Genomic DNA, 25,919 nt, shown 5'->3' with positions numbered 1-25,919 from the left:
GTAAGCTCGCAATAGAAGGTAGGACGGGGTGCCTGCACAGTGATTGCGCGGCATCCGAGCGAAGTCATAGAGTGGCGGCAGGGGCGGGGCGATTCAAGGCGCGCAGTGGAACGCGGCGACCCGCCGAGCGCGACTGACCTCCCTGCGCCGGTGTTTTGACGCGGGCCGTGCCGGCCGGCGGTCGACACCTACCGGGGTAGGGTCCAGTCGTTTATTATCAAGCACTAACAGTGCATTCCCAAGGTGTGGTCTAAGGTGGCGAAACAGGTCCCGGAACGAGCCAAGGCGTCCGACAGCAAGGCAGCGCCGCGCAAACCGGCCAGCGTGGACAATCCGCGCCGGCAGCGCCTGTGGCGCGATCTGGGGTTGATTGCGGTCGCCCCGGCCTTGCTGTATCTGGTGGCCAGTCTGTTCACCTACTCGGCCACCGATCCGGGCTGGTCGCATACCGGCAGCGTGGTCGCGCCGGTCCACAACATGGGCGGCCGCGCCGGCGCCTGGATCGCCGACGTGCTGCTGCAGCTGTTCGGCTACATGGCCTTCGTGCTGCCGATCGTGCTGGGCGCACTGGCCTGGATCGCGATGTTCGGCCTCAAGCGCGAGGCCAAGGGCGAGCATGATCTCGATCCCGCGCTGCGCCTGGTCGGCCTGGTCGGCTTCCTGATCGCCGGCACCGGCTTCCTGCACCTGCGGCTGTTCGTCGCCGATGTGGCGCACGCCGGCGGCATTCTCGGCAAGCTGGTCGGCAGTTCACTGAGCGTCGGTTTCGGCGCCTTGGGCGCCAATCTGTTCGTGCTGGTACTGCTGCTGGCCTCGATCACCCTGGCGACCGGCATTTCCTGGTTCGTGGTGATGGAAAAGATCGGCAACTGGGTGCTGGCGCTGCCGCCGCTGTTCAACAAGAAGAAAGAGCAGGCCACCGAGTGGCAGCAGACCCGCGCGATGCGCGAGGAGCGCCAGGAAGTGCGCAAGGTCGACGCCGAGGTCCGCGCCAAGCGCGAGCCGGTCAAGATCGAGCCGCGCCCGGAGCCGGTGCTGGAGAAGAGTGACCGCGCCAAGCGCGAGACCCAGATTCCGATGTTCCGCGGGGTCAACGGCGATGGCTCGGATCTGCCGCCGCTGGCGCTGCTGGACGATCCCAAGCCGCAGCCCAAGGGCTACGACGAGGGCACGCTGGAGACGCTGTCGCGCCAGATCGAGTTCAAGCTCAAGGATTTCCGCATCGACGCCCAGGTGGTCGGTGCGTATCCGGGCCCGGTGATCACCCGCTTCGAGATCGAGCCCGCCCCGGGCATCAAGGTCAGCCAGATCAGTTCGCTGGACAAGGACATCGCGCGCGGGCTGTCGGTGAAGTCGGTGCGCGTGGTCGATGTGATCCCGGGCAAGTCGGTGGTGGGGCTGGAAATCCCCAACGTCACCCGCGAGATGATCTACCTGTCCGAACTGCTGCGCTCCAAGGAGTACGACAAGTCGGCCAGCCCGCTGACCCTGGCGCTGGGCAAGGACATCGCCGGCCGCCCGACCGTGGCCGACCTGGCACGCATGCCGCACCTGCTGGTCGCTGGCACCACCGGCTCGGGCAAGTCCGTGGCGGTCAATGCGATGGTGCTGAGCCTGCTGTACAAGGCCTCGCCGAAAGACCTGCGGATGCTGATGATCGACCCGAAGATGCTCGAGCTGAGTGTCTACCAGGGCATCCCGCACCTGCTGGCACCGGTGGTCACCGACATGAAGGAGGCCGCCAACGGCCTGCGCTGGTGCGTGGCCGAAATGGAGCGCCGTTACAAACTGATGAGCGCGGTGGGCGTGCGCAACCTGGCCGGTTTCAACAAGAAGGTCAAGGACGCCGAGGACGCCGGCCAGCCGATGATGGACCCGCTGTTCAAGCCGAACCCGGAGCTCGGCGAGGCCCCGCGCCCGCTGGAGACGCTGCCGTTCATCGTGATCTTCATCGACGAATTCGCCGACATGATGATGATCGTCGGCAAGAAGGTCGAAGAGCTGATCGCGCGCCTGGCGCAGAAGGCGCGTGCGGCCGGCATCCACCTGATCCTGGCTACCCAGCGTCCCTCGGTGGACGTGATCACCGGTCTGATCAAGGCCAACATCCCGACCCGCATCGGCTTCCAGGTCAGTTCCAAGATCGATTCGCGCACCATCCTCGACCAGTCCGGCGCGGAAACGCTGCTGGGCCACGGCGACATGCTGTACCTCCCGCCCGGCACCGCACTGCCGGACCGCGTGCATGGTGCGTTCGTCTCCGATGAGGAAGTGCATCGGGTGGTCGAGCACCTCAAGGCCAGTGGCCCGACCGATTACATCACCGGCGTGCTGGACGAAGTGCAGATGATGGGCGATGGCGTGGTGGTTGGCCCCGGCGGCCTGCCGGAGTCGGGCGGCGGTGGCGGCGATGAGTCCGATCCACTGTATGACGAGGCCCTGCGCATCGTCACCGAAACCCGTCGCGCGTCGATCTCCGGTGTGCAGCGTCGCCTGAAGATCGGCTACAACCGCGCCGCGCGTCTGATCGAAGCGATGGAAGCGGCAGGCGTGGTCAGCCCGCCCGAGCACAACGGCGACCGCAGCGTGCTGGCGCCGCCGCCGCCCAAGTAACGCCGGGCTCGGCCTGGCCTGGAGCCGGGCGCTGCCCGCGCCGTATTCCGCGCGCTGTACCGGCAGGTCCGGCGCGGCTCCCCCTGATCGCCCATTCAGCATTGAATGGGCACACTCCCTTCCATCCTTCCCATTCGCCTGGATACCTCGCATGCACACCACCTTCCGCCGCTCCCTGCTTGCCGCCACCCTGGTCGTGGCCAGTGTTGGTTCGGCTTCGGCCTGGGCGGGCGCCCGTGATGAGCTCAACCGCTTCACCCAGAGCCTGAAGGGCCTGGACGGACAGTTCAGCCAGCAGGTGTTCGACAGCAAGGGCAAGGTCAAGGAAACCACCAGCGGCCGTGTCGCGCTCTCCGCGCCGCGCCTGTTCCGCTGGGAGTACATCAAACCGCACGAACAGCTGATCGTGGCCGATGGCAAGAAGGTCTGGGTCTACGAGCCGGACCTGGAGCAGGCCAGCGTGCGCCCGCAGGGCCAGGAAGAGCAGAACAGCCCGCTGACCGCCCTGATCAATCCGGCGCTGCTGGACAAGCAGTACGACGTCAGCGAAGAAGCCGCCGTGCGCGATGGCCTGCAGTGGCTGGCGCTGAGCCCGAAGCGCGACACCGATACCGCCTTCCAGTACGCCGCGCTGGGCTTCAACGGCCAGGGCCTGGCCCGCATGGAAGTGGTCGATGCCGTGGGTCAGCGCACGGTGATCAACTTCACCGGCTGGAAGCGCAACCCGAGCTTCGCCGCGGGCACCTTCAGCTTCACCCCGGCCAAGGGCGTGGACGTCATCGGCGAATGACGGTGTAGTGCCGGCCGCTGGCCGGCATCCCCCCTGCAATCTGCCGCGATACACTAGACACGTGGCCAGAAACCGAACGACTTTCAATGGGCCTGATCTTCTGACCGTGGATCGGGACAACATGCGTCCGCTCGCCGAGCGGATGCGCCCGCAGACGCTGGATGAGATGGTGGGCCAGAAGCGCCTGCTCGCACCGGGCAGCGCGCTGCGCCGCGCGGTCGAGTCCGGCCATGTGCACTCGATGATCCTGTGGGGCCCGCCGGGCTGCGGCAAGACCACGCTGTCGCTGCTGCTCGCGCATTACGCCGATGCCGAGTTCCGCGCGATCTCGGCGGTGCTGTCGGGCCTGCCCGAGGTGCGCCAGGTATTGGCCGAAGCCGCCCAGCGTTTCGCCGAGGGGCGACGCACGGTGCTGTTCGTCGACGAGGTGCACCGCTTCAACAAGGCCCAGCAGGACGCCTTCCTGCCGCACATCGAGCGCGGCACGATCGTGTTCGTCGGCGCCACCACCGAAAATCCATCCTTCGAACTGAACTCGGCGCTGCTGTCGCGCTGCCGTGTGCATGTGCTCGAGTCGGTGTCGCCGGCGGACATCGTCGAGGCGCTGGAACGCGCGCTGCAGGACACCGAGCGCGGTCTGGGCGGCGAGCATCTGCAGGTGGCGCCGGAGGCATTGCTCGAGATCGCCACCGCCGCCGATGGCGATGTGCGCCGCGGACTGACCCTGCTGGAGATCGCCGCCGAACTGGCGACCGGCGATGGCGGGCGGATCAGCCCGGAGATGCTGGTGCAGGTGCTGGCCGACCGCACCCGTCGTTTCGACAAGGGCGGCGAGCAGTTCTACGACCAGATCTCGGCCCTGCACAAGTCCGTGCGCAGCTCCAATCCGGATGCCGCGCTGTATTGGCTCACCCGCATGCTCGATGGCGGCTGTGATCCGTCCTATCTGGCGCGGCGCCTGACCCGGATGGCGATCGAGGATATCGGGCTGGCCGATCCGCGCGCGCAGTCGATGGCGCTGGAGGCCTGGGACATCTACGAGCGGCTGGGCAGCCCGGAAGGCGAGCTCGCCTTCGCGCAGCTGGTGCTGTACCTGGCCAGTACCGCCAAATCGAACGCCGGCTATGCCGCGTTCAACAAGGCCAAGCAGGAAGTGCGCGACACCGGCACCCAGGAGGTGCCGCTGCACCTGCGCAACGCGCCGACCAAGCTGATGAAGGAGCTGGGGTACGGGAAGACCTATCAATACGATCACGACGCCGACGGCGGGATCGCGCTGGACCAGACCGGCTTCCCCGATGCGATGGGCGAGCGGGTGTATTACGAGCCGGTGCCGCGCGGGTTGGAGATCAAGCTGAAAGAAAAGCTGGACCGCCTGCGTGCGGCGCGCGCGCAGGCACGCGCGGACAAGGGCGAGGCGTGATGAACGGCATCGGTGTCTGGTGGCAACAGCTCGGCCTGGTGATGGCCGGCGGCGCGCTGGGCGCGGCCCTGCGTTTCATGGTCGGCGATGCGATGCTGCGCCACTTCGGCCAGGGCTTCCCGTGGGGCACGTTGACGGTGAACCTGCTCGGCGCCTTCGTCGCCGGCTACGTGATGATCTGGCTGCAGAGTCGCGGCACCGCGGCGGTGTACTGGCGCGCGTTCCTGATCGTCGGCATCGTCGGTGGTCTCACCACGTTCTCCTCGTTGATGCTCGAATCGCTGGTGTTCACCCGCACGGATCGGAGCCTGATGGTGCCGCTGTACCTCGGCGTCAGCCTGATGGGTGGCATGCTGCTGGTGTGGGCGGGAGCGCGCGTGGCGGAGGCGCTGCGCTGAGCCCACGCTGCGCAAACGCAGAAATCCGCTGAAAACGCTGGATTAAAGTGATGTCTCACGATATCGTGCGCGCCCCCGTTTGCATCCTCGTCCGTCATGCGCGATGAACAAGACCCCGGAACACTGGAACTGACGCTGCCGCGCAAGCGCGGCCGTCCGCCCACGTTCGGCTACGCGATGACCGATGCACAGCGTGCCGCCCGCTACCGTGCGCGCCGCGCCGGCCAGGCCGGCCACGCGGATGTGCGCAACTGCAGCGACATGGTGCTGCTGGACAAGATCCGTGCATCGATCACCAGCAAGGATCCGGAACTGACCGGATTCCTGGTGCACGTGCTGTGGCAGCGCTACCCGCTGCAGCTCAAGTAAGCGCGCCCGCACGCTCCTGGTCGATCAGGCCGGACAGCCGCGACGCCAGCGTTTTCACCAGCGGGTCGGCCGTGGCGCGGTGAAGCAGGGCGATCTCGAAGCTGTCGATCGGCTGCAGTCCCTGTTCGATGCCCAGCACGGTGTGCTCGCGACGCAAGGCGCGCGCCGGCAGCAGGCTGATGCCCATGCCATCGGCTACCGCGCCCTGGATGCCGCTCAGGCTTGAACTCGTGAAGCTGATCCGCCAACGGCGGCCCATGCCCTCGACGGCATCGATGATGTCGTCTCGGTAAAGCCCGCGGGGAGGGAAGGTCACCAGCGGCACCGGATCCAGGTCGATGCTCGGGTGGCGCGCACTGTCGATCCAGGCCATGGTTTCCGGCCAGCACCTCACTGCGGCACGGCTGCTGCGCCGCTGCTTGACCAGCACCAGATCGAGCTCGCCGTGATCGTAGGCGTTGGCCAGGTCGCGGCTCAGTCCACTGGTGACTTCCAGTTTGACCTGCGGGTGGTCACGGTTGAAGGCGCCCAGCAGTTGGCTGGTGGCTTCGCTGACGAAGTCTTCCGGAACGCCCAGCCGTACCGTCACCGCGACGGTGGTGCCGGCCAGCGCTTCCAGCAGCTGGTCGTTCAACGCGAGCAGCTGGCGGGCATGGCCGAGCACCAGCTGCCCCGCGTCGGTCGGGTGCACGTCGCGGTTGCCGCGGACCAGCAGCGGATGGCCGGCCATCTCTTCCAGTCGGCGGATTTTCTGGCTGATGGTGGATTGGGTGGAGTGCAGGCGCGCCGCGGCGGTGGTGAAGCTGGCGCAGTCGGCCACCATCACCATCGCGCGCAGCAGGTCCAGGTCGAACAGGGTGCGATTCGGGTTTTCACTGGCAGTCATCCTGCCATTGTGAAGCGCGATGGCGAGGTCCGCCATGGCGACGCCGGGCGGCTAAGCGCGCCCGGGCATCGGCGCGGCCTCGGCAGCGTGCTGTGTCAGGCTGCGGGCCACCCGTTCGCCGGTCTCGCGAAGCCGCTCGATCAGCGCCGGCGGGCCCAGCACCTCGAACTCCAGGTCCATGGCCAGCAGCCAATAGATCACCGAGCCCATCGGATTGGCGCCGCAACGCAGCAGACAGCGCTGGCCATCGACGACTTCCAGCACGCCGGCCGACGCGGGAATGCGCTGGCGCAGCGCGGCCAGCGGCGCATGCAGGATGATCCGCGCCTCATCGGGATACTGCCCGAGCGACAGCGAGCGGGCGACCCACCTTCGCAGGTCGCCATCGCCAGGGCCCGCCCGGGGCGCGAAGTGCGCGCCCACTACCGGTGCGCTGGCGATGCGATCGATGCGGAAGGTGCGCCAGTCCGCCCGCAGGCAATCCCAGGCCACCAGATACCAGCGTCGATCGGTGTGCACCACGCCCTGCGGCTCGACTTGGCGGGAACTCGGCTGGCCTTCGCGATCGGTGTACGCGAAGGCGAGCTGCACCTGGTCGCGGCAGGCGGCGGCCAGTGTGGTCAGCCGGCCGGCATCCACCAGGGGGCCGATCTGGTCCGTCGGCAGGATCGCCGAACGCAGTGCCTCCAGCCGCGGCCGCAGGCGTGGCGGCATGGCCTGTTCGATCTTGACCAGCGCGGTGATCGCGGTCTGCTCGATACCGCTGATGGTGCCGGTCACCGCCGTGCGCAGGGCGATCGCCGCCGCCAAGGCTTCCTCGTCATCGAGCAGCAGGGGCGGCAGGGCACGCCCTGCGCGGAACGCGTAGCCGCCGGCCACGCCGGTGCTGGCGTGGATCGGATAGCCGAGCTGCCGCAGCCGGTCGATGTCGCGGCGCAGGGTGCGCGGATGGATCTCCATGCGCTCGGCCAGCGTGGCGCCGCTCCAGTGCGGGCGCGACTGCAGCAGGGACAACAGGCTCAGCAGGCGGGCGGAGGCGGTCAGCATGGGCAAAGCGTAGCAGCCATTGCGGGCGGGTTCTGTCCGCAAGGGCGGCTAGCCTTGAGGCGACGGTGCAGGACCGCTCCGGTCGCACCCCTCATCACCCTCAAGGAGTTTCCGATGTCCCTCGTCTTCTATTGGCACCCGATGTCCAGCGCCACCCCCATCGCCTGCGCCCTGGCCGAACTGGCGGTGCCCCACGAGCGCGTCAAGATCGACATCCGCGCCGGCGAGCAGCGCACCCCCGAGTACCTGGCGATCAACCCCAACGGCAAGGTGCCGTGCCTGGTGGTGGATGGCACGCCGCTGTTTGAAGGCCTGGCGATCCACCTGTGGCTGGGCGAGCACTACGGCGTGGCCAAGGGCCTGTGGCCGCAGGACGGAACACCGGCGCGGCTGGAGGCGATGTCCTGGTGCACCTGGGCATATGTCACCTATGGCGCGGTGATCGGCCGCGTGTGGCTGGCCACCATGGACGATGCGCTGCGCAGTGCCGACCATGCGGCGGCCGGCATCCACGCCGCCAACGGATTGCTGGACCTGCTGGAGGCGCGCCTGTCGCAGCAGCCCTGGATGCTCGGTGACGCGTACTCGCTGGTGGATCTGGTCGTGGGCCAGGTGGTGGGGTATGGCACCTACATGGGGGCGGCGGTGGACGCGCATCCGGCCGTGGCGGCCTGGTTGCAGCAGGTGCAGGCACGGCCCGCGATGCAGGGCGAGGTCTGAGGCATTGGCTGCATCGGGAATGTGCATGAGGCGCATTCCAAAATTTAACTGGTGAATGGACCGGGCCCGACCGTAAGGTGGCCCGGTTCTTCAACTCCGGTGCACTGCCCATGTCCCTGCGTCTTGCCCTTCCGGTGCTGCTTGCACTGGCCCCCGCCGCGTTCGCGGCCGAGCAGGCCGATCTGATGATCCGCCATGCCACCGTCGTCGACGTGGAGCACGCCACCACGCGGGCCGACCAGACCGTCGTCGTGCGGGGCCAGGACATCGTCGCGGTGGGCAGCGACCGGGCCATGCGCAAGGCATGGCAGGCCACGCAGCAGGTGGACGGCAAGGGGCGCTACCTCATCCCGGGGCTGTGGGACATGCATGTGCACTTCGGTGGGGGGGCGGCGCTCATCGAAGAGAACAAGGCGCTGCTGCCGCTGTACATCGCCCATGGCATCACCACCATCCGTGACGCCTCGGGCGATCTGCCCGAGCAGGTGCTGCAGTGGCGTGGCGAGATCGCCCGCGGCCTGTTGGCCGGCCCGCAGCTGTTCACCTCGGGCGCCAAGATCGAAGGCGTGAAGCCGGTCTGGAAGGGGACGATCGAGGTCGGCAGCCAGGCCGATCTGGATGCGGCCTTCCTGCGGTTGAAGCGAGACAAGGTCGACTTCGTCAAGATCACCGACAGCACGCTGACGCCGGAGCTGTTCTTGGCCGCCGTACGCGGAGCGCGCGCCAACGGCCTGCGTGCGTCCGGGCATATTCCGATGGCGCTGACCGTGCAGCAGGCCGTCGATGCCGGCATCAGTTCCATCGAGCACCTGGACTATGCCTACAAGGCGGGGGTCAAGGACGAAGCCGGCATCGCCGCGGACTTCGCGGCCAAGCGCATCGATCGCGCGCAGGCCACCGCACGCCTGGATGCCGGCTTCGATCCCGATACCGCCATGGCCGCCTACCGTGGCTTCGCGGCCAAGGGGGTGTTCGTGACCCCGACCCTCAATGGCGGCCGCATCCTGGACTTCCTCGACCAGGACGATCATCGCGATGATCCGTACCTGGCCTACATCGGACCGAAACTGCAGGCGACCTATGCCTGGCGCGTCGAACGCGCGGCCAAGGCGACGCCCGCGCAGATCCAGGCCCGCCACCAGGAATACCACCAGGTCGCCGCCGTGCTGCCGATGCTGCAGCAGGCCGGCGTCACGATCATGGCCGGTACCGATGCCGGCTTCCTCAATTCGTTCAACTATCCGGGTATCGGCCTGCATGACGAGCTGTCGCTGTTCGTCAAGGAAGGGCTGACGCCGGCGCAGGCCCTGTCAGCGGCGACGCGCGCTGGCCCGGCCTGGTTCGGCACGCTGGATCGCTACGGCGCGGTCGCGCCCGGCAAAGCGGCCGACCTCGTGTTGCTGGAGCGCAATCCGCTGGAGGACATCGAGGCCACGCGCGGCATCCAGTACGTGGTGCTGCGGGGCCAGGGCTATGACCGCAAGGCGCTCGATGCGTTGCTCGAGCAGACCAAAGCGAAGGTCGCGGCGTGGAAGGCAGAGGGCGCCAAACCGACGCCCTGATACCTGTCGGTACGCCCGGGCTTCAGTGCCCGGGTACGTCGGCGTTGCCTGCAATGCGTTGACCGAGTGAGAGCGCGGTCTGCAGGTGCGCGCGTGCGTCGCCCGTGTCCGTCTCCAGCAACAGCGTGGACGACCGCACCGGCGCGCCGCAGTAGTCAAAGATGCCGGTCTCGATCTGGGTCTTCATCGCACCGGTATAGCCGCGCTTCTGCCAGGTGCGGTCGTCGGCGCCGCCGAGCCCGACCAGATGGACGGGCAGGTGGCCGAGCTTCTTGAGCACGCCCTGGCCGCTGCTGTCGTCATAGGCCCAGCCATTGGAGAAGACCCGATCGATCCAGCCCTTCAGCAGGGCAGGCATGCCCCACCAGTAGACCGGGAACACCAGCACCACGGCATCGGCGCGGTCGAGCCGGGCCTGTTCGGCCAGGACATCGGCAGGGACGGGGGCGTTGCGGTGGTGGCCCTGCAGGTCCGCCCGGTTGAAACGCGGGTCGAAGCCCTCTGCGTCGAGGTCGGCGAGCTCGGCGGTGCTGCCGTCATTGGCGGTGATGCCTGCTGCGATCTGGGTCGCGACGGCGTGGGTCAGGGAGTCGGGATCGGGGTGGGAGACGACGATGAGCGCGTGCATGGGATTCCTGGGGCGGGGAAGGGCTTGTATACTTTCGGTAAGTTACGGAACGTAAGTTACGATTGGTATATAGCCATGTCAAATCCGCCCGTTGCGCCTGCCCCCGTGGCACCCCGCCGCCGCATGACCCGCGATGACCGTCTGCGCCAGCTGCTGGCAGAGGCGTGGCGGCTGATCCGCGAGGAAGGCACCGATGCGCTCACATTGGGGCGTCTGGCCGAGCAGGCCGGCGTGACCAAGCCGGTGGTGTATGACCATTTCGGTACGCGGGCCGGTCTGCTGGCCGCGCTGTACCGCGACTTCGATGCGCGCCAGGGTGTGGTGATGGAGGCGCGGTTCGCCGGCAGTGGCCCGACGCTTGAGGACAAGGCGCAGGTCATCGCGGAAGCCTACGTGGCGTGCGTGATGAAACAGGGGCGTGAGATTCCGGGCGTGATCGCTGCGCTGGCCGGTTCACCGGAACTGGCGCGTATCAAGCGCGAGTACGACGTCGTGTTTCTTGAGCAGTGCCGCGCGCTGTTGTCACCCTTCGCACCCGCAGGCGCGTTGGCGCAGGCGGGGCTGTGGGGCATGCTCGGCGCCGCGGAAGGTCTCTCTGCTGCAGCGACCACCGGCGACATCACGCCGCTGCAGGCGGAGCAGGAGCTGGCGGCGACCATCATGGCGATGGTGGCGCGCGGCTGAGCGCTGCCTGCACGACAGGGCGAGGACGTGCGAAGCGGTCGTCGAGTGGGCGCGTATGATGTCCCGCCCTTCTGGACTGGATGCCATGCGCGCTTTTTTCCCTGTGTTCGTACTCGCTGCCGCGATCGGCGCGGCCTTGCCCGCCACCGCGACGACCGTGTCGTTGAATGAGCGTCTGAAAAGCGCGTCCCGTGTCGAGGTGAACCAGGTGCCGACGCGCGGCGCGTCATTGATCGGGCGCGTACAGCAGTTCCACAACGGCGACAGTCTGATCAGCCTTGGCGAAGGCGAGGGTCGGCCGGTCGTGCTGACACTGTGCAGCGGCAAGGCGCATCTGAATCTCGAGGCGAGCTGGCCGGGTGCGCCCGCGGCGAAGACGGCCGAGGAGAAGCAGATGCGCGCGTACGGCATGTACATGGCGGTGATGGGGGGCATGGCGATGGTGCAGGGGCTCGCAGGCGATACGCTGGAACTGCCGGCCGATGGGCAGGCAGCCACGGTGCAGCGCGAGACCTCCTGGGCCTATGGCAAGGAGCAGTACGCGGTGACCGTTACCGGTGGTGCCACCGGCGAGCTGCGGGTCAAGGCGGTCAAGACCGCGAACACCACGAAGACGCCGCGTTCGGGGCCGGACGACTTCGTCAGCACCGACGGTGACAAGGCGGCGCGCCTGGCCGAGCTGGAGCCGGTCGGCACGTCGCGCGAACTGGTGATCTCGTCCGCCCCGATGGCGGCGGGGATACCGGATGCGATGTCCCTGGCAGGCTGGCTGTCGGCCAGTGGGAAAGGGGGCGCGACCGTGGGTGAGGCGCGCACGGCGTCGGGTGACTGCGCGCGCTGAAACCTCGGGCGTTCCAGGGCGCCCGGGCAGGGCGGTCAGCGCAACGTCAGTGATACCCATTCTCATTTGAGTTACACTGGCGCGATAGCACCGTCCCTCGCTCCGGGTAGTCATGATTGTTTCGTCGTCGCTGATCTCTTCCGTATCGCCGTGGTTGCGCACGCTGGGCGTGGCGACCGCCATCGGCATGGCGGCGCTGTCGCCGGCGTCGGCGCAGCAGCGCAATCCCGAGCAGAAAGTCGGTGAGACGGTACTGGACCAGCCGGCGCAGAGTTATCGCTTCGAACACTTCGTGCTCGACAGTCCGGATCACGCCCGACGCTGGCGGGTGAATGTCGGTGTGCCGGCGAAGGCCTCGGCCACGCCGGCACCGGTGCTGTACATGCTCGACGGCAACGCCGCGGCGATGGTGCTCGACCAGGCGATGCTTGCCGATCTGGCCGCGCATGCCGCGCCGGTGCTGGTGTTCATCGGTTACGACAACGACCTGCGCATCGATTCCGCGGCACGCACCCGCGATTACACCGCGTGGATCGATACCGCCGATGACGAAAACGGCACGTCGCAGTCCAGCGGTGGTGGTGCGTATGCGTTTCTCGATCTGATCGAGCGCCGGATCAAGCCGGAAGTGCAGCGCCGCGCCAGCATCGATCTGCAGCAGCAGTCGCTGTGGGGCCATTCGCTGGGCGGCCTGTTCGTGGTCAGCACGCTGTATACCCGCCCGGCCGCGTTCCAGCATTACGTGTCGGCCAGCCCATCGCTGTGGTGGAGCCAGGGCGCGCCGCTGGGCGACATGGAGCGCCAGTTCATTGCCAACACCCAGGGTCAGCCGGCACAGGTGACGGTGATGCTCGGCGGCGATGAGCGCACCGGCAACCGCGGGGTGCGCGACATGACCAATCCGCGCGTGGTCGCGCACCTGCGCCGTATCGGCGGGGCGACGCCCGATGCCGCGCAGCAGCTGGCCACCCGCCTGGCCAAGGTGCCGGGCCTGACCGTGCAGTACCGCGAATTTCCCGGCCTTGGCCATGGGCCGATGCTGCCGGCGTCGCTCAGGGCCACGCTGAGCCAGTTGTATGGCATCGCCGATCGCAGCGGCACGCCCGTGCCGGCGTCCTGATTTTTCGTTACCCAGGCAGTTCCGTGGCCCTGTGCCACCGCCGCAACGGACCGCGGCCACGCCAAGGCAAGCACTGTGACAACGCGCCAACCGGCGCGCCCCCAACAGAAGGAGTCTGCTGATGTACACCCTGAAAACCCTCCCGCGTGTCGCCGCCCTGGCCATTGCGCTGTCGCTGGCCAGTCCTGCCGTGTTCGCGCAGCAGGTGTTCGATGCGCCGGCCAACGGCTTCCGTGGTGAAGTGATCAGCCGTGGCCAGAACGTGGTGCCGGGCAGCGATGCCGAGGTGATCGGCCGCCAGTTCGTGCCGGGCCAGCACGTCACCCTGCTGCGCGGCGAGACCGTGCTCAACGCCACCCCGTACGTGGTCGACGCCGAGGGCAACTTCAAGGGCAACGTCGCGATTCCCGCCGATGCCGTGCCCGGCCAGCAGCCGGTGATCGTGCGTGCCAGCCAGCCGTCCGCGGCAACGGTGCTGTCGCTGCGCGTCTCGCCGAACCTGCCGCTCAGCGGCCAGCAGAATTTCAACCAGACCTCGGCCAAGCTGGTCCAGGGCCTGTACCAGTCGGCCTACAGCGCGGCCAGCAATGCGGTGTTCGTCACCGCGGCGGTCGGTCGCCCGCCGGTGACCCAGTCGCAGCTGCTCAAGCTCGACCCGAAGACGCTCAAGGTCACCGCGAAGATCACCCCGGCCGCAGTGCCGGGCGGCAAGGGCGGTGCGGTATTCGCGGTGTATGGCGTGGGCGTGGACGATGCCAACGGCAACGTGTGGGTCACCAACACCCGCCAGGACACCGTGGCCGTATATCGCCAGAAGGACCTGTCGCTGGTGCGCCAGTTCGACGTCGGCGCGGTGCCGCATGCCCGCGACATCGTGGTCGATGGTCGCCATGGCAAGGTGTTCGCCTCGGCCGCCGGTGAAGACCATCTGTCGGTGTTCGATGCCCGTACCCTGCAGCCGCTGGAGCCGATCACCCTGGCCTCGGGCGTGGACGACAAGAAGTTCGTCCCGATGAGCCTGGTGCTGGATGAAGCGGCCGGCAAGCTGTTCACCGTCAGCATCGGCACGCCCGAAGCGGCGGTGATCGACACCACCACCGGCAAGGTGGAGAAGGTCATCGACCTGGGCAACTCGATCAGCGCCTCCGGCGTGGCCTATGACGCTTCGGCAGGTCGGCTGTACGTGGCCTCGCAGGGCACGGACAACCTGCTGATCGTCGATGTCGCCAGCGGCAAGGTGCTGCACGACGTGCCGGTCGGCGCGGGTGCGCTGAACGTGGCATTCGAGCCGGTGTCCAAGCTCGCCTACGTGACCAACCGCGGTGCCGGTACGGTGACCGTGGTCGACGGCAACGGCAGGGTGGTCGGCAACCTGGATGGCGGCACCTTCCCGAACCATGTGCGTGAAGATGGCAAGGGCAACGTGTTTGCCGTCAACAAGTCGCGTGATGCCCAGGATCCCAAGGGCGACCGCATCACCCGCATCAGCGCCCGCGCGAACTGAGTTCCGCGGAGAGCGTTGCACCGGCGGCGGGGCGTACAGCCCCGCCGTTCTGATTGAAGAGGAACTGCCATGAAGTCGATTGTTGTCCGCCGCAGCCTGCTGGCGCTGTCCCTGGTCGCCGTGATCGCCGGGTGCTCGAAAGAGCCCGCTGCACCTGCTACCGACACCGCTGCCGCATCGGCCGCGCAGACTCCCGAAGCACTGCCGGAAGGCTGGCAGCGTGTGGTGGGCGTGGACGTGCCCGACATCGACGGCGCCACCCAGCAGTTGCCGGCACAGGTCAACTCCGATGATGGCGTGGCCACGACGGTGACCGACACCTCGAAGATCATTGCCGGCGGCGATGACATCATCGCCGTGCTCGAAGCGCTTGGCCTGGACGATCAGGTGTACGCCGCGCCGCTGCGCTCCGCCACCGAATCCGGGCGCAAGGCGCCCAAACAATTCCTGTTCAACCGCACCACGGGCGTGGAAGGCGTGTTGAGCCTGCAGGGCACCCTGTTCCTGGGAAACAGCCTGCGCCGTCACTCCGATCTGGCCGCCAAGCTGCGCGGCGCAGGCGAAGCGGCGGTGATCGTCGATGATCTGCAGCCGGCGGCCGACAAGGTGCGCAAGGTCGCCGCCGCGGTCGGCATGGCCGAGCAGGGTGACGCACTCGCCACGAAGGTGCAGTCGCAGCTGGATGCGGCCAAGGCCAGTGGTGCGGCGCTGGCGTGGCACCCGCGCGTGATCCATGTTTCCGCGACCGGTGCCGGCGGCGCGCCGACGGTGGCGGGCTCGGACAGCGCCTCGGGCAAGCTGATCACGCTGGCCGGTGGCATCAACATCGGTGACGAGGCTGGCGTGGCCAACTACTCGGCACTGAGCAATGAGGGCGTGGTGGCCGCTGCGCCGGACGTGATCCTGGTGACCGAGAACGACCTGGCCCTGTTCGGTGGCCAGGCCGGCCTGTGGCGCGCGTATCCGACCCTGCGGCAGACGCCGGCCGGTGCGGCCAATCGCGTGTGGGTGATGCCGGACGTGGAGCTGAAGTCCGCCAGTGTCGCCTCGGGCAGCGGCGCGGTCGCTCTGGCCGCGGCCTTCGCCACCGTGCCGCGTCCGTGAGGGCGTAAAGCATGGCGGTGTCGAGTCCTGCGCGCCGCCGTGGCGCGACCGTGTTGATCTGGGCCGCGGTGGGATTGCTGATCGCGATCATTGCCTCCTTCGCGGTGGGCCCGTTGCGGCTGCCGCCGATGGAGGTGCTGCAGGCGATCGGTGTGAAGCTGGGGCTGGCTGATCCGGCCAGCGTCAGCACCCGCGATCTGGCGGTGGTCTGGCAGCTGCGCATTCCGCGTGCCTTGCTGGGCGCGATGGTGGGCGCCGCACTGGCGATGGCCGGTGCGAGTCTGCAGGGTCTGTTCGGTAATCCGCTGGCCGACCCCGGCATCGTCGGCGTCACCCAGGGCGCGGCCTTGGGCGCGGTGTCCGCGATCGTGCTCGGGGCCGGCGCGTTGGGTGCATGGACGCTGCCGCTGGCCGCCTTTGCCGGTGCCGGTGGCGCGATCACATTGACCTACCTGCTGGCACGGCCGGGGCAGGGCAGTGGCACGGCGACATTGCTGCTGGTCGGCATCGCCATCGCCGCGTTCTGCTCGGCGATGATCGGATTCCTGACCTACATTGCCAGCGAGAGCGAGCTGCAGTCGCTGGTGTTCTGGCAGATGGGCTCGCTGGCCCAGGCCGACTGGCGGGATGTGATCGCGGTGGCGCCGGTGTTCGTGCTCGGCACGATCGCGCTGCTGCGGCTGGCCACGCCGCTGGACATGCTCGCGCTCGGTGAGCGCCAGGCCCAGCACCTGGGGCTGGATGTGAAGCGCACACGGCTCAAGCTGATCGCCTTCAGCGCGCTGCTGGTCGGTGCGGCGGTCGCATTCGCCGGCTCGATCGGCTTCGTGGGTCTGGTCGTGCCGCATGTCGTGCGCCTGCTGGTCGGCCCCGGCCATCGCTGGCTGCTGCCGGTCTCGGCCGTGGCCGGAGCGCTGCTGATCGTGGTCGCCGACACCGCCGCACGCACGCTGGATCCACCGTCAGAGATCCCGCTGGGTCTGTTCTCGGCCGCGCTGGGTGCGCCGTTCTTCCTGTGGCTGGTGATGCGTCAGCGCCATCGGAGCGGCGCATGAGCGCGTTGCTGCAACTGCAGTCGGTGCAGCTCAGTCGCGGCGCACGTCGCATCCTGGATGACATCACGCTGGATTTCGTGCCCGGCACGGTGACGGCGCTGGTCGGCCCGAACGGTGCGGGCAAGTCGACGCTGCTGGCGGTGGCTGCCGGCGATCTGGAGGCGGAGCAGGGCCACGTGCTGCTGCGTGGACAGCCGCTGGCGGAGTGGAAGGCCAAGCCGCTGGCGCGCGAGCGCGCGGTGATGCCGCAGGAGCACGCGGTCCGGTTCGCCTTCCGTGTGCATGAAGTGGTCGCGATGGGGCGCCTGCCGCATCCGCCGGACCCGGTCACAGACGCGGCCTGCATCGCCGATGCGCTGGCGCGTGCCGACCTGCATGCGTTGATCGAGCGGGAAGTGGAGCATCTGTCCGGCGGTGAGGCGGCGCGGACGACCTTCGCCCGCGTGCTGACCCAGGACACGCCGCTGTTGCTGCTGGACGAGCCGACGGCGGCGTTGGATCTCCGCCATCAGGAACGCACGTTGCGCGCGGTCCGCGAGCTGGCCGATGCCGGCGCCTGTGTGATCGTGGTGCTGCATGACCTGAATCTGGCCGCGGCCTACGCGGATCGGATCGTGTTGCTGGAACAGGGCCGCGTGGCCGCCGACGGGACGCCTACCGAGGTCCTGACGCGCGAGCATATCGAGCGGGTCTACCAGCAGCCGGTGCTGGTGCTGCGGCATCCGCAGCGCGATGTTCCGTTGGTGGTGGTGACCGACGCGTAGCGCCGGGTTGGCCGGCGCGTTGACGGTGTGACGGGAGCCGGCCCATCGGCCAGCCCTGCCGTTTACGGATTACCAGCCGAATCTGGCGGTCGCCATCACCGTGCGGCCGCTGCCGTAATAGCACGACGATACGCCGGTGCAGGTCGACACGAAACGCTTGTCGGCCAGGTTGCTGGCGTTGAGTGCCAGCTGCACCTGGGTGCCGCCGATCCGGCCCACGTCATAGCGGATCGCCGCATCGAACAGGGTGTAGGACGGAATCCGGTACAGGTTGGCGCTGTCGCCGTAGCTGACGCCGTTGTAGCGTGCGCCGGCCGCCAGGCTGAGACCCTGCAGGGCGCCGGCCTGGAAGGTGTAGTCCGCCCAGAACGAGGCGCTGTAGTCGGGCACCATCGCCAGTTCCCTGCCCTTGTAGGGCGCCGAACGGGTCATTTCCGAGTCCATGCGGGAGGCGGCACCGATCAGGCTGAAGCCCTCGATCGGGGTGATCCGCCCTTCCAGTTCGATGCCGCGCACGCGGCCTTCGTCACCCTGGATCGAGCAGGTGGCGGTACCGGTCGCGCCGCAGTTGCGATGCGAGGCCACCGGATCATCCACGATCATGTTCTGCTGGCGCAGGTCGTAGACCGACAGGGTGACCAGCCCATCCACCGAGGCCGGCTGGTACTTCAGGCCGGCTTCCCACTGCGATCCGGTCACCGGCTCGAACGCGGTCTGGGTGAAGCTGTCCAGCGGCGATTTGGTCGAGGGCTGGAACGATTCGGCGTAGCTCACGTACGGGGTCAGCCCGTTCTCGAACACGTACAGCACACCCGCGCGGCCGGTGAACGCCTCGCTCCTGATCACGTTGCGCCCGCCCGGCGTGGAGATGCCGGTGGCGATGTTGCGGTTGGCGCTGCTGCTGTCGTCCTTGGTCCAGTCGTAGCGGCCGCCGAACGTCATCCGCCAGTTGCCGAGCGCCAGCTGGTCCTGCAGGTACACGCCGCTCTGGCGATTGATCCCGGCGGTCGGGGTTTCCGTGCTCACCGTCGGCCGGTAGGTCGAATACACCGGATTGAAGATGTCGATCGGGCGCGGGCTGCTCATGGCGCTGCGCACGCCTTCCCAGTCCGCACGCTGCCAGTCCCAGCCGAGCAGCACGGTATGGTCGACCGCGCCGGTGCTGAAGCGCGCCTGCAGGCGGGTATCGAAGGTGTCGCCATCGGAGTCGCCGGTGCCCATCACGCCGCGGCGGTTCTGGGTGCGGCCATCGGCATTCAGTGCGCCGAAGGTGACCACGCTGCGGAACAGCGAATCGACATGCGTGCGGCGCGCGCTCTGGGTCAGCGTGAGGTGGTCGTTGAACTGGTGCTCGAACATCCAGCCGGCGGTCCACAGCGTGCGGTCGAAGGTGTTCCAGTCCGGCTCGCCGATGAAGGTGCTGTTCTTCATGTAGCCCGACGCCGTCGGATTGAGCGTGCCGGCCGCCGGCAGGAACTGGTAGGTCGAGCCGCCATCGTCTTTCTGGTACAGGCCCAGCAGGGTCAAGCGGGTGCGTTCGGCGAGCTGCCAGGTGTAGCTGGGGGCGAGGAACCAGTGCTCCTGTTCGGTGCGCTTGATCTGGGTCTGGCCGTCACGGTACAGGCCGACCAGGCGGAACAGGTGATCATCCCCCGCAGTGCCGGCGCCCACGTCGAAAGCGGCGCTGTACTGGCCATTCGCATCGACGCCCAGGCGCAGCTGCTGCATCTGGTCCGGAGTGGGGGTCTTGCTGACCTGGTTGACCATGCCGCCCGGCGCCACCTGGCCATACATCACGGCGGACGGACCCTTGAGCACTTCCACCCGCTCCAGGTTCCAGCTGTCGAACATGCTGCGGTTCCACTGGCTGCCCTGCGGCGCGCGCATGCCATCCAGGGTGACGTTGTTGGACCAGCTGCCGGCATCGAAGCCACGGATGCGGAAATCGTCCACGCGGTTGTCGATGCCCGAGCTTTCGAGGCTGACGCCGGCGACATAGCGCATCGCATCGTTGAGCGACTGCACGCCACGGGCATCCAGTTCGGCGCGCTCGATCACGGAGACCGACTGCGAGGTTTCGGCCAGCGCGGTGCTGGTCTTGGTCGCGCCGCTGGTGCTGTTGGCGGCGCGGTAGGCATTGACCCGCACCGCATCCAGATCGGTCGCGGTCTGGGCATGGGCGGCAGGAGCAAGCGCGGCGGCCAGGCAGGCCAGGGCCAGCAGGTTGGGGCGCAACCGGCGCGGATTCGGGGAGGAGCAGCAGGTCATGGGCAACAACTCGGCAACGCGGAAGGAGGGGCGCGAGCGCGGCTCGTTGCTTTTAGGGGCGGAGCCTGACGCGCGGGCGTCGCCGCTGGCGACGCATAGGCCGCCATTTTAAGGATTCCCGTCATATACGCAATTGCGACCCATTCTCATGTCCGAATTGCTCATTATGTCGGTGTGCCAACAACGAGCCTTATCGGAGTGCGTGGGGTTCAGTGTTGCATGGGTGATGTTAATCAGGGCTTGTAGCCGGCCACGGGAGGTCTACAATGCCGGCTACACCCCAGGTGACCCTCATGACTCCGATGCCGCTTCTGACGTTTTTTACCCTGACCCGCGATTACGCGGCACGGGCGCGTCTGTCACTCGGAGTGCGAGGCTGCTGACCGGAACACCGGTCACCCTGGACCCCAAGCAGAGCGCCCACCGGGCGCTCTTTTCGTTTCCACGCACCAGAACTGTTTGAAGGAGAACGTGCCATGCACCAGATCGCCGAGCCCCAAACCTGGCCGCACGCCCGTTAGCCAACGGCGGCGTGCGGCTCCCCGATGTTGGCAGCGAGACCCATCCCATGAACACCCATACCCAGACCCTGTCCCTCCGGCGCAACCTCGGCATCATTGCCCACATCGACGCCGGCAAGACCACGCTCACCGAGCGCCTGCTGTGGAAAACCGGCGAGATCCATCGCGTCGGCGAGGTCCACGACGGTGCGGCGACCACCGATTTCTCGGCGATCGAGCGCGAGCGCGGCATCACCATCGGCGCGGCCGCCGTCCAGGCGCATTGGGCGCCGCGCGACCAGCCGATCCACCACCTGACCTTGATCGACACCCCCGGCCACATCGATTTCGCGATCGAAGTGGAGCGTTCCCTGCGCGTGCTGGATGGCGCGGTGGCGGTGTTCTCCGCCGTGGATGGCGTGCAGCCCCAGTCCGAATCGGTCTGGCGCCAGGCGCGTCGCCACGGGGTGCCGCTGATCGCCTTCGTCAACAAGATGGACCGCACGGGTGCTGCATTCGAACGCGTGCTCGCGCAACTGAGCGAGAAGCTGCGGGCCACGCCGTGGGCGCTCGGGGTGCCGATCGGGACCGAAAGCCAGTTCAACGGCTGGGTGGACCTGGTCGATCGCAGCACCGTGCACTGGGACGACAAGGGCACGGCGTTGCGTCATGCCTGGACGACCGATGAGGCGGCCCAGTGGATGCCGCAGCGCGAGGCGCTGATCGAGGCCGTGGCCGATGCCGACGACGTGCTGGCGCAGGCGTGGCTGGAAGGCGCGGCGATCGACAACGCGCAGTTGCGCGCGGCGATCCGTCGCGGCACCCTGGCCGGTGCCGGCGTACCGGTGCTCGCGGGCTCGGCGTTCAAGAGCAAGGGCGTGGAAACGCTGCTCGATGCCGTGGTCGACTATCTGCCGTCGCCACTGGATCGGCCGGCGGTGGTCGCCACCGAGAACGGCAACGATCTGCTGCTGCCCCCTGATCCCGATGGTCCGCTCGCGGCGCTGCTGTTCAAGATCACGCACCAGAACCACGGTGCGCTGAGCTTCGTGCGGGTGTACTCGGGCACGCTGAAGGTGGGCGATGCGCTGGCCAGCTCGCAGCATGTACACGGGCGACGCGTCAGCCGCCTGGTGCGGGTGCAGGCCGACCAGACCCACGACATCAAGCAGGCCGTGGCCGGTGACATCGTCGCGGTGCTGGGCTGGAAGGATGCCGTCAGCGGTGAAACGCTGAGTGCGCCCTCGCGCCCGCTGCTGCTCGATACGATCCAGGCGCAGCATGCGGTGCTGGCATGGCGGTTGACGGCGGAGAAGGCCTCGGACCTGATCCGCATCAGCCAGGGACTGGCCAGCCTGGCGCAGGAGGATCCGTCGTTCCGTGTCGAGACCGATGCGGACAGCGGAGAGACCCTGATCTGGGGCATGGGCGAGCTGCATCTGGAGGTGATGGTCGAGCGCCTGCGCACGGAGTGGGGCGTCAACGTCCGCACCGGCCAGCCGCGCGTGGCCTACCAGGAGACGCCGAAGCGTGCCGTGCAGCGGGTGGAAGGCAAGGTCGCCAAGCAGACCGGTGGCCAGGGCCAGTTCGCCCAGGTCCTGATCGACATCACCCCGCGCGAGGACGGCGAGGTGAGCTTCGTCGACCGCACCGTCGGCGGCGCGATCCCGCGCGGATTCGTCAACGCGGTGGAGAAGGGCGTGCGTGCGGCATTGGGCGAAGGTCCGCTGGGCCATCCGGTGGTCGGTATCGAGGTGACGCTGGTCGACGGCCAGACCCACGTCAAGGACTCCTCGGACATGGCCTTCCATCGTGCCGGCAGTGAAGCGGTGAAAGCGGCGCTGGCCCAGGCGGGCACGCAGCTGCTGGAGCCGGTGATGGAGATCGCCATCCATGCACCGTCGGGCAACGTCGGCGATGTGGTCGGCGACCTCAACCGCCGCAGTGGGCGGGTGGCCTCGATCGAGGACCAGGATGGGCAGGCCGAAGTGCTGGGCTATGCACCGCTGGCCCGGCTCGGTGGCTATACCACCTCGCTGCGCTCGCTGACCCAGGGGCGCGCGTCCAGCGACATGCGCTTGAACGGGTACGAGGCGGCGCAGACGGCCTGACCGTTGATGTGGAAAAAGAAGGGGAGCCGGGCAACCGGCTCCTTTTTTCATAGAATATCCATCGCACTGTCGCGCGCAGCCCAACCCGCGCAGCGACCGGATTTCACCTTGGAGTACCGCTATGAGCAACACGCATTTCTACCCGATCGGCACCCCCGGCCAGCCCTGGGGCGACGCGGAACGCGCGCAGTGGCGGGCAGGGCAGCAACGGCAGCGCAGTTACCACGATGATGTCGTGGCCACGCTGGAGCGGCTGGGCGAGCGCTTTGATGTCGTGCAGTACGGTCAGCTCGACTACGCGCCGGATCATTACCCGCTGTTCGCGGTGGTCAGCCACGACTGGGATCCGGCCTTGCCGACGGCGCTGGTCACCGGTGGCGTGCATGGCTACGAGACCAGTGGCGTGCATGGCGCGCTGCAGTTCCTGGACCAGCACGCCGAGGCGTACGCGGGCCGCATCAACCTGATCGTCGCGCCCTGTGTCAGCCCGTGGGGTTACGAGCGCATCCAGCGCTGGAATCCAGAGGCGATCGATCCGAACCGCAGCTTCCGAGGCGAGGGCATCATCGAGGAAGCCGCGTCCCTGATGCGCTGGATGGCGGCACGCGGCGATACGCTGCTGGTGCACATGGACCTGCACGAAACCACCGACAGTGACCTGCACGAGTTCGATCCGGCGCGTTGCGCGCGCGACGGTATCGCGCTGGTGCCGGACATCATTCCGGACGGCTTCTACGTGATCGGCAACAGCGAAGATCCGCAGCCGGCCTTCCAGCAGGCGTTGATCGCCGCGGTCGAGAAGATCACACACATCGCCCCGGCCGATGCGAACGGCGAGCTGATCGGCATGCCGCTGCAGTCACCGGGCGTGGTCTGGGGCGAGTCGCGCTCGATCGGGGCGTGCGCCGGTTTCACCGACGCGCGCTACGCCACCACGACCGAGGTGTATCCGGACAGCCCGCGCACGTCGCCTACCGAGTGCAATGACGCGCAGGTGGCGGCCATCTGCGCGGCACTGGATTACGCGCTCGCCCAGCGCTGACCGGGTCAGCTCTTCAGCCAGCGCTCGCAACCGGCCGTGCCCTCCGCGGACGACATGGCATGCCGTTCACGGACCGCGAGGCAGGCTGGGATCATTGCCACTGGAGCCTTCCATGCAGATGCAGATCCAGAACAACGCAGGATGGATGGCCGCCGCTTTGACGGTGCTGCTGTGTGCCTGTTCACCGCAGGGCGAGGGCGGTGCTGCGCCGCTGCTGCCGCCCAGCGGCGCGGACCCGGGGGCGGCGAAGGCAGCTGATCCCGGGGGCGCCGTGACCACGGCCGGGCGGCCGGCACCGGTCTATCAGGAAAGTGCTTCGGGCATTGCGGTCGGTCCGGTCGCGGGAACGCGGGTGGCGCACGATTTCCAGCGCGACTACCTTGCCTCGCCGACGTGGAAGCTGTTCGCACCGCCGGACAGCGTGGGCGCACCGCTGGTGGCGTTGGTGCTGGACGGCTCGGATCGGGTGACGGCCGGTGAACTGCGGATCGGGCGAAGCAATGATGCGGCGGCAGTCAGAGCCTGCCTGGAGATCCCTGCCGAAGCGACGGGTCCCGCAGCAGTGGCGTTCGTCGATATTGGTGGCGTGCCGTTCACCCACTTCACCGCCGGCGATGCGGCGATGAGTCATTACGTCAACGCGGAGGGTTACCGCGCGGTCCATGACGGGAGCTGCTACGCGATCGATCTGGTTGTGGCGGGCACGCGCCCGGAGGTCTACGATCCGCCGCGCACGCCACCGTTCACGCAGGAAGAGGCGGCATCGCGATTGGCGGAGGCGCTCAAGGCCGTGTACTGGGTGCGCTGACGGGCGCTCTCCTCACCCGAGTGTCTGGGGCTATGATCTGCCGTTGACAGGGAGCCAAAAGGTCAGGAATGGACACCACGACGGAATCACGAACATCTGGACAGCGGGACGCTGGACTCGCGCTGAGTTTTTCCTGGCTGCACGACAAAGTGGCAGCGTACGTTGCGCATAGTCGCTATCCGAAACCCTCCCGCGTGGAGCGGGCGTCGGTCTGGGTCGGGGTAGGTGCCGCTGGCGTGGGGTTGCTCGTTGCCGCTCTGTCGCCGCGTGTCATTGGCCCACAGCTGGCAGCAGGGGTCCTGTCCGCCTGTCTGGCGGTGGAGCTTGCCGGGTTCGCGATCCACCTGATTCTCATGGCAAAGCGTGAACTGCCTCAGCTGATCAAGCCGCGGTTGGCGCATGCCGCGGAGATGGACGTCGATCTTGCGTACTGGCGCCAGCTCGTTGCAGAGCTGCGTGGGTTTCCACGCGCGCAGACAGAGGAGATGCTGAGATTTGCCAGCGCATTGCGCGATCGCATGAATGAGCGGATGGGCCTTGTTTACGGCGGCTTTCAGCGGTTGGGGATTTTCCCGGTCCTGGTCGCGCTCTACCTGCAGTTCCGCAACTGGAAATGGGGCGATTGGGCGTCGGCGTTCGATGTGAACCTGGTGGCTGGCCTGCTCATCTGGATGATGGTGCTGCTGTATGCGGCGGGCTGGCTGCTGATCGGGTTGCGCACCCGAGTAGACACCTACGTCAATCTGCTTGAGTCGGCCCTTCAGAGCGAACGCGCTCTCGGCAAGTAACAAGAGCCCGTGCGCAGTTGGCGTGGGGGGTTTGACAGGCAATGTGGCCGTACCAAACTGAGTTCCCTAACCTGATGAACGATATGACCTCAGCTGAGCAGTTGGATACCTGCGAACACCTCATTCTTGCCGAGATCGGAGAGCCCGAAGAGAATGCGCTTCGCATCGTAGTTGATGAAGCGCTCGTGCTGGATCGGACGGAGTCAATTGAAATCAACGGCGTCTCGCTCAGCGGTATCCGGCCGATCGAGGTAACCACGGATTCTCGTCGTTTCGAGTTGATCTGGCGAACCTACGTAAGCTACGCGGTGCGAGATGAATCTTACTGCCGTTGGGACGACACAGAGGAATGGCAGGGCGAGCAACTGCGAATCTACTCCAAATCAAGATTTTTGGACTTTGTCACGGCTGGTACCTTCGCTGACGACGAGTACCCAGGACCGTTCAAGCACTACGCAGTGCACTGTGGCAACCACATCGTAGATGTGGCGTCGGAATCGGTGCCAATAGTCCGCTGTACGACTCGGCAGCATGTTGGCGGCAGCCTGGATGAAGGCTCGCAGCAATTGGCATGGCCTGCTGCTGGAGCAGGCAGAACCAGGAAGGCGTTGATGGTCTATTTGAAGCGCTCTGCCGTTGCCGCATTCGGTGCTTTCCTGATTCTTGTGCTCTACACGCTGGCGGCTCAACCGCTATCGATGTGGGAATCAAGCTCGCTTCTTCTACTTTTGCCTGTCGGCGCGGCCTGCGCCGTGGTGGCGGGTGTGATCGCAGCGGCACTCGTACGCAAACGCCCGGTCGCAATGGTCCTGCTTGCCCAGGTGCTGATCATTCTTATCGTAGGATTCATCTGGCAGCAGTAGATCCCGCAGTGATCCAATGGTGCTGCTGCTG

23 protein-coding genes are annotated in these 25,919 nt (G+C 67.4%); 19 read left to right on the top strand and 4 right to left on the bottom strand.

Annotated features, from left to right (window positions below):
• Positions 1–255 precede the first annotated feature (255 nt).
• From HDC96_RS04670 to HDC96_RS04650, 5 genes are all read left to right on the top strand, one after another.
• Positions 256–2,613, top strand: coding sequence for a DNA translocase FtsK (locus HDC96_RS04670; protein WP_179458957.1), 2,358 nt, complete (start codon positions 256–258; stop codon positions 2,611–2,613).
• Between the two features lie 151 nt (positions 2,614–2,764).
• A complete protein-coding gene (lolA, locus tag HDC96_RS04665; protein WP_179458956.1) occupies positions 2,765–3,403 on the top strand; it encodes an outer membrane lipoprotein chaperone LolA in 639 nt (212 codons plus the stop codon).
• Positions 3,404–3,524: 121 nt separating this feature from the next.
• Positions 3,525–4,826: a replication-associated recombination protein A gene (locus tag HDC96_RS04660; RefSeq protein WP_257018593.1), complete on the top strand. Its 1,302-nt coding sequence runs from the start codon at positions 3,525–3,527 to the stop codon at positions 4,824–4,826.
• Complete coding sequence (crcB, locus tag HDC96_RS04655) at positions 4,826–5,224, top strand: fluoride efflux transporter CrcB (protein ID WP_179458954.1); 399 nt, start codon at positions 4,826–4,828, stop codon at positions 5,222–5,224. Before HDC96_RS04660 ends, crcB begins: the two co-directional genes overlap by 1 nt.
• Positions 5,225–5,320: 96 nt before the next feature.
• The gene (locus HDC96_RS04650) at positions 5,321–5,593 is read left to right on the top strand and encodes a hypothetical protein (RefSeq protein ID WP_019184750.1); all 273 of its coding nucleotides are present in this window, start codon (positions 5,321–5,323) and stop codon (positions 5,591–5,593) included.
• Here HDC96_RS04650 and HDC96_RS04645 read toward each other — a convergent pair.
• Both HDC96_RS04645 and HDC96_RS04640 read right to left on the bottom strand, forming a co-directional pair.
• Positions 5,586–6,479, bottom strand: a complete 894-nt coding sequence (locus HDC96_RS04645; RefSeq protein WP_179458953.1) for a LysR family transcriptional regulator — start codon at positions 6,477–6,479, stop codon at positions 5,586–5,588. The two genes, HDC96_RS04650 and HDC96_RS04645, sit on opposite strands and share 8 nt — an antisense overlap.
• A 51-nt stretch (positions 6,480–6,530) precedes the next feature.
• On the bottom strand, positions 6,531–7,526 hold the full coding sequence (locus HDC96_RS04640; RefSeq protein ID WP_179458952.1) for a WYL domain-containing protein: 996 nt from the start codon (positions 7,524–7,526) through the stop codon (positions 6,531–6,533).
• 114 nt (positions 7,527–7,640) lie between these two features.
• Here HDC96_RS04640 and HDC96_RS04635 point away from each other — a divergent pair, with 114 nt between their 5' ends.
• Both HDC96_RS04635 and HDC96_RS04630 read left to right on the top strand, forming a co-directional pair.
• Positions 7,641–8,246, top strand: coding sequence for a glutathione S-transferase family protein (locus HDC96_RS04635; protein WP_179458951.1), 606 nt, complete (start codon positions 7,641–7,643; stop codon positions 8,244–8,246).
• 110 nt (positions 8,247–8,356) lie between these two features.
• Positions 8,357–9,808: an amidohydrolase family protein gene (locus HDC96_RS04630; protein WP_179458950.1), complete on the top strand. Its 1,452-nt coding sequence runs from the start codon at positions 8,357–8,359 to the stop codon at positions 9,806–9,808.
• A gap of 22 nt (positions 9,809–9,830) precedes the next feature.
• On the opposite strand, the gene HDC96_RS04625 is transcribed toward HDC96_RS04630, so the two are convergent.
• A complete protein-coding gene (locus HDC96_RS04625; RefSeq protein ID WP_179458949.1) occupies positions 9,831–10,436 on the bottom strand; it encodes an NAD(P)H-dependent oxidoreductase in 606 nt (201 codons plus the stop codon).
• Positions 10,437–10,511: 75 nt separating this feature from the next.
• Here HDC96_RS04625 and HDC96_RS04620 point away from each other — a divergent pair, with 75 nt between their 5' ends.
• The 7 genes from HDC96_RS04620 (at position 10,512) to HDC96_RS04590 (ending at position 17,508) form a co-directional block, all read left to right on the top strand.
• Positions 10,512–11,120 (top strand): TetR/AcrR family transcriptional regulator, encoded by a 609-nt coding sequence (locus HDC96_RS04620; protein ID WP_179458948.1) that lies wholly within the window; start codon positions 10,512–10,514, stop codon positions 11,118–11,120.
• An 85-nt stretch (positions 11,121–11,205) separates the two neighbouring features.
• Positions 11,206–11,961: a hypothetical protein gene (locus HDC96_RS04615; RefSeq protein WP_179458947.1), complete on the top strand. Its 756-nt coding sequence runs from the start codon at positions 11,206–11,208 to the stop codon at positions 11,959–11,961.
• A gap of 112 nt (positions 11,962–12,073) precedes the next feature.
• Positions 12,074–13,081 carry an alpha/beta hydrolase-fold protein gene (locus tag HDC96_RS04610; protein ID WP_179458946.1) on the top strand — a complete coding sequence of 336 codons (1,008 nt, stop codon included), beginning with the start codon at positions 12,074–12,076 and terminating at the stop codon, positions 13,079–13,081.
• A gap of 121 nt (positions 13,082–13,202) precedes the next feature.
• A complete protein-coding gene (locus tag HDC96_RS04605; protein ID WP_179458945.1) occupies positions 13,203–14,585 on the top strand; it encodes an ATP-binding protein in 1,383 nt (460 codons plus the stop codon).
• Between the two features lie 69 nt (positions 14,586–14,654).
• Positions 14,655–15,689 (top strand): ABC transporter substrate-binding protein, encoded by a 1,035-nt coding sequence (locus HDC96_RS04600; protein WP_179458944.1) that lies wholly within the window; start codon positions 14,655–14,657, stop codon positions 15,687–15,689.
• A gap of 11 nt (positions 15,690–15,700) precedes the next feature.
• Complete coding sequence (locus HDC96_RS04595; protein ID WP_179458943.1) at positions 15,701–16,744, top strand: iron ABC transporter permease; 1,044 nt, start codon at positions 15,701–15,703, stop codon at positions 16,742–16,744.
• The gene (locus HDC96_RS04590) at positions 16,741–17,508 is read left to right on the top strand and encodes a heme ABC transporter ATP-binding protein (protein WP_179458942.1); all 768 of its coding nucleotides are present in this window, start codon (positions 16,741–16,743) and stop codon (positions 17,506–17,508) included. The genes HDC96_RS04595 and HDC96_RS04590 overlap by 4 nt, the downstream gene beginning before the upstream one ends.
• A 69-nt stretch (positions 17,509–17,577) precedes the next feature.
• On the opposite strand, the gene HDC96_RS04585 is transcribed toward HDC96_RS04590, so the two are convergent.
• Positions 17,578–19,776 carry a TonB-dependent siderophore receptor gene (locus HDC96_RS04585; RefSeq protein ID WP_179458941.1) on the bottom strand — a complete coding sequence of 733 codons (2,199 nt, stop codon included), beginning with the start codon at positions 19,774–19,776 and terminating at the stop codon, positions 17,578–17,580.
• 568 nt (positions 19,777–20,344) lie between these two features.
• On the opposite strand from HDC96_RS04585, the gene fusA reads away from it, so the two are divergent.
• From fusA to HDC96_RS04560, 5 genes are all read left to right on the top strand, one after another.
• Positions 20,345–22,387 (top strand): elongation factor G, encoded by a 2,043-nt coding sequence (fusA, locus tag HDC96_RS04580; protein ID WP_179458940.1) that lies wholly within the window; start codon positions 20,345–20,347, stop codon positions 22,385–22,387.
• A gap of 121 nt (positions 22,388–22,508) precedes the next feature.
• A complete protein-coding gene (locus HDC96_RS04575; protein WP_179458939.1) occupies positions 22,509–23,429 on the top strand; it encodes a M14 family metallocarboxypeptidase in 921 nt (306 codons plus the stop codon).
• 145 nt (positions 23,430–23,574) lie between these two features.
• Entirely contained in the window at positions 23,575–24,237 is a 663-nt protein-coding gene (locus tag HDC96_RS04570; protein ID WP_179458938.1) for a hypothetical protein, read from the top strand.
• A 68-nt stretch (positions 24,238–24,305) separates the two neighbouring features.
• Complete coding sequence (locus tag HDC96_RS18335) at positions 24,306–25,025, top strand: hypothetical protein (RefSeq protein WP_257018591.1); 720 nt, start codon at positions 24,306–24,308, stop codon at positions 25,023–25,025.
• A gap of 74 nt (positions 25,026–25,099) precedes the next feature.
• A complete protein-coding gene (locus tag HDC96_RS04560) occupies positions 25,100–25,888 on the top strand; it encodes a hypothetical protein (protein WP_179458937.1) in 789 nt (262 codons plus the stop codon).
• Positions 25,889–25,919: the final 31 nt, after the last annotated feature.

Origin of the sequence: Stenotrophomonas sp. JAI102 (assembly GCF_013409105.1) — a bacterium.
GTDB lineage: Bacteria > Pseudomonadota > Gammaproteobacteria > Xanthomonadales > Xanthomonadaceae > Stenotrophomonas > Stenotrophomonas maltophilia_AA.
Note: the sequence above shows the minus strand (reverse complement) of the source record. Positions and strands in the feature narration are given on the sequence as shown.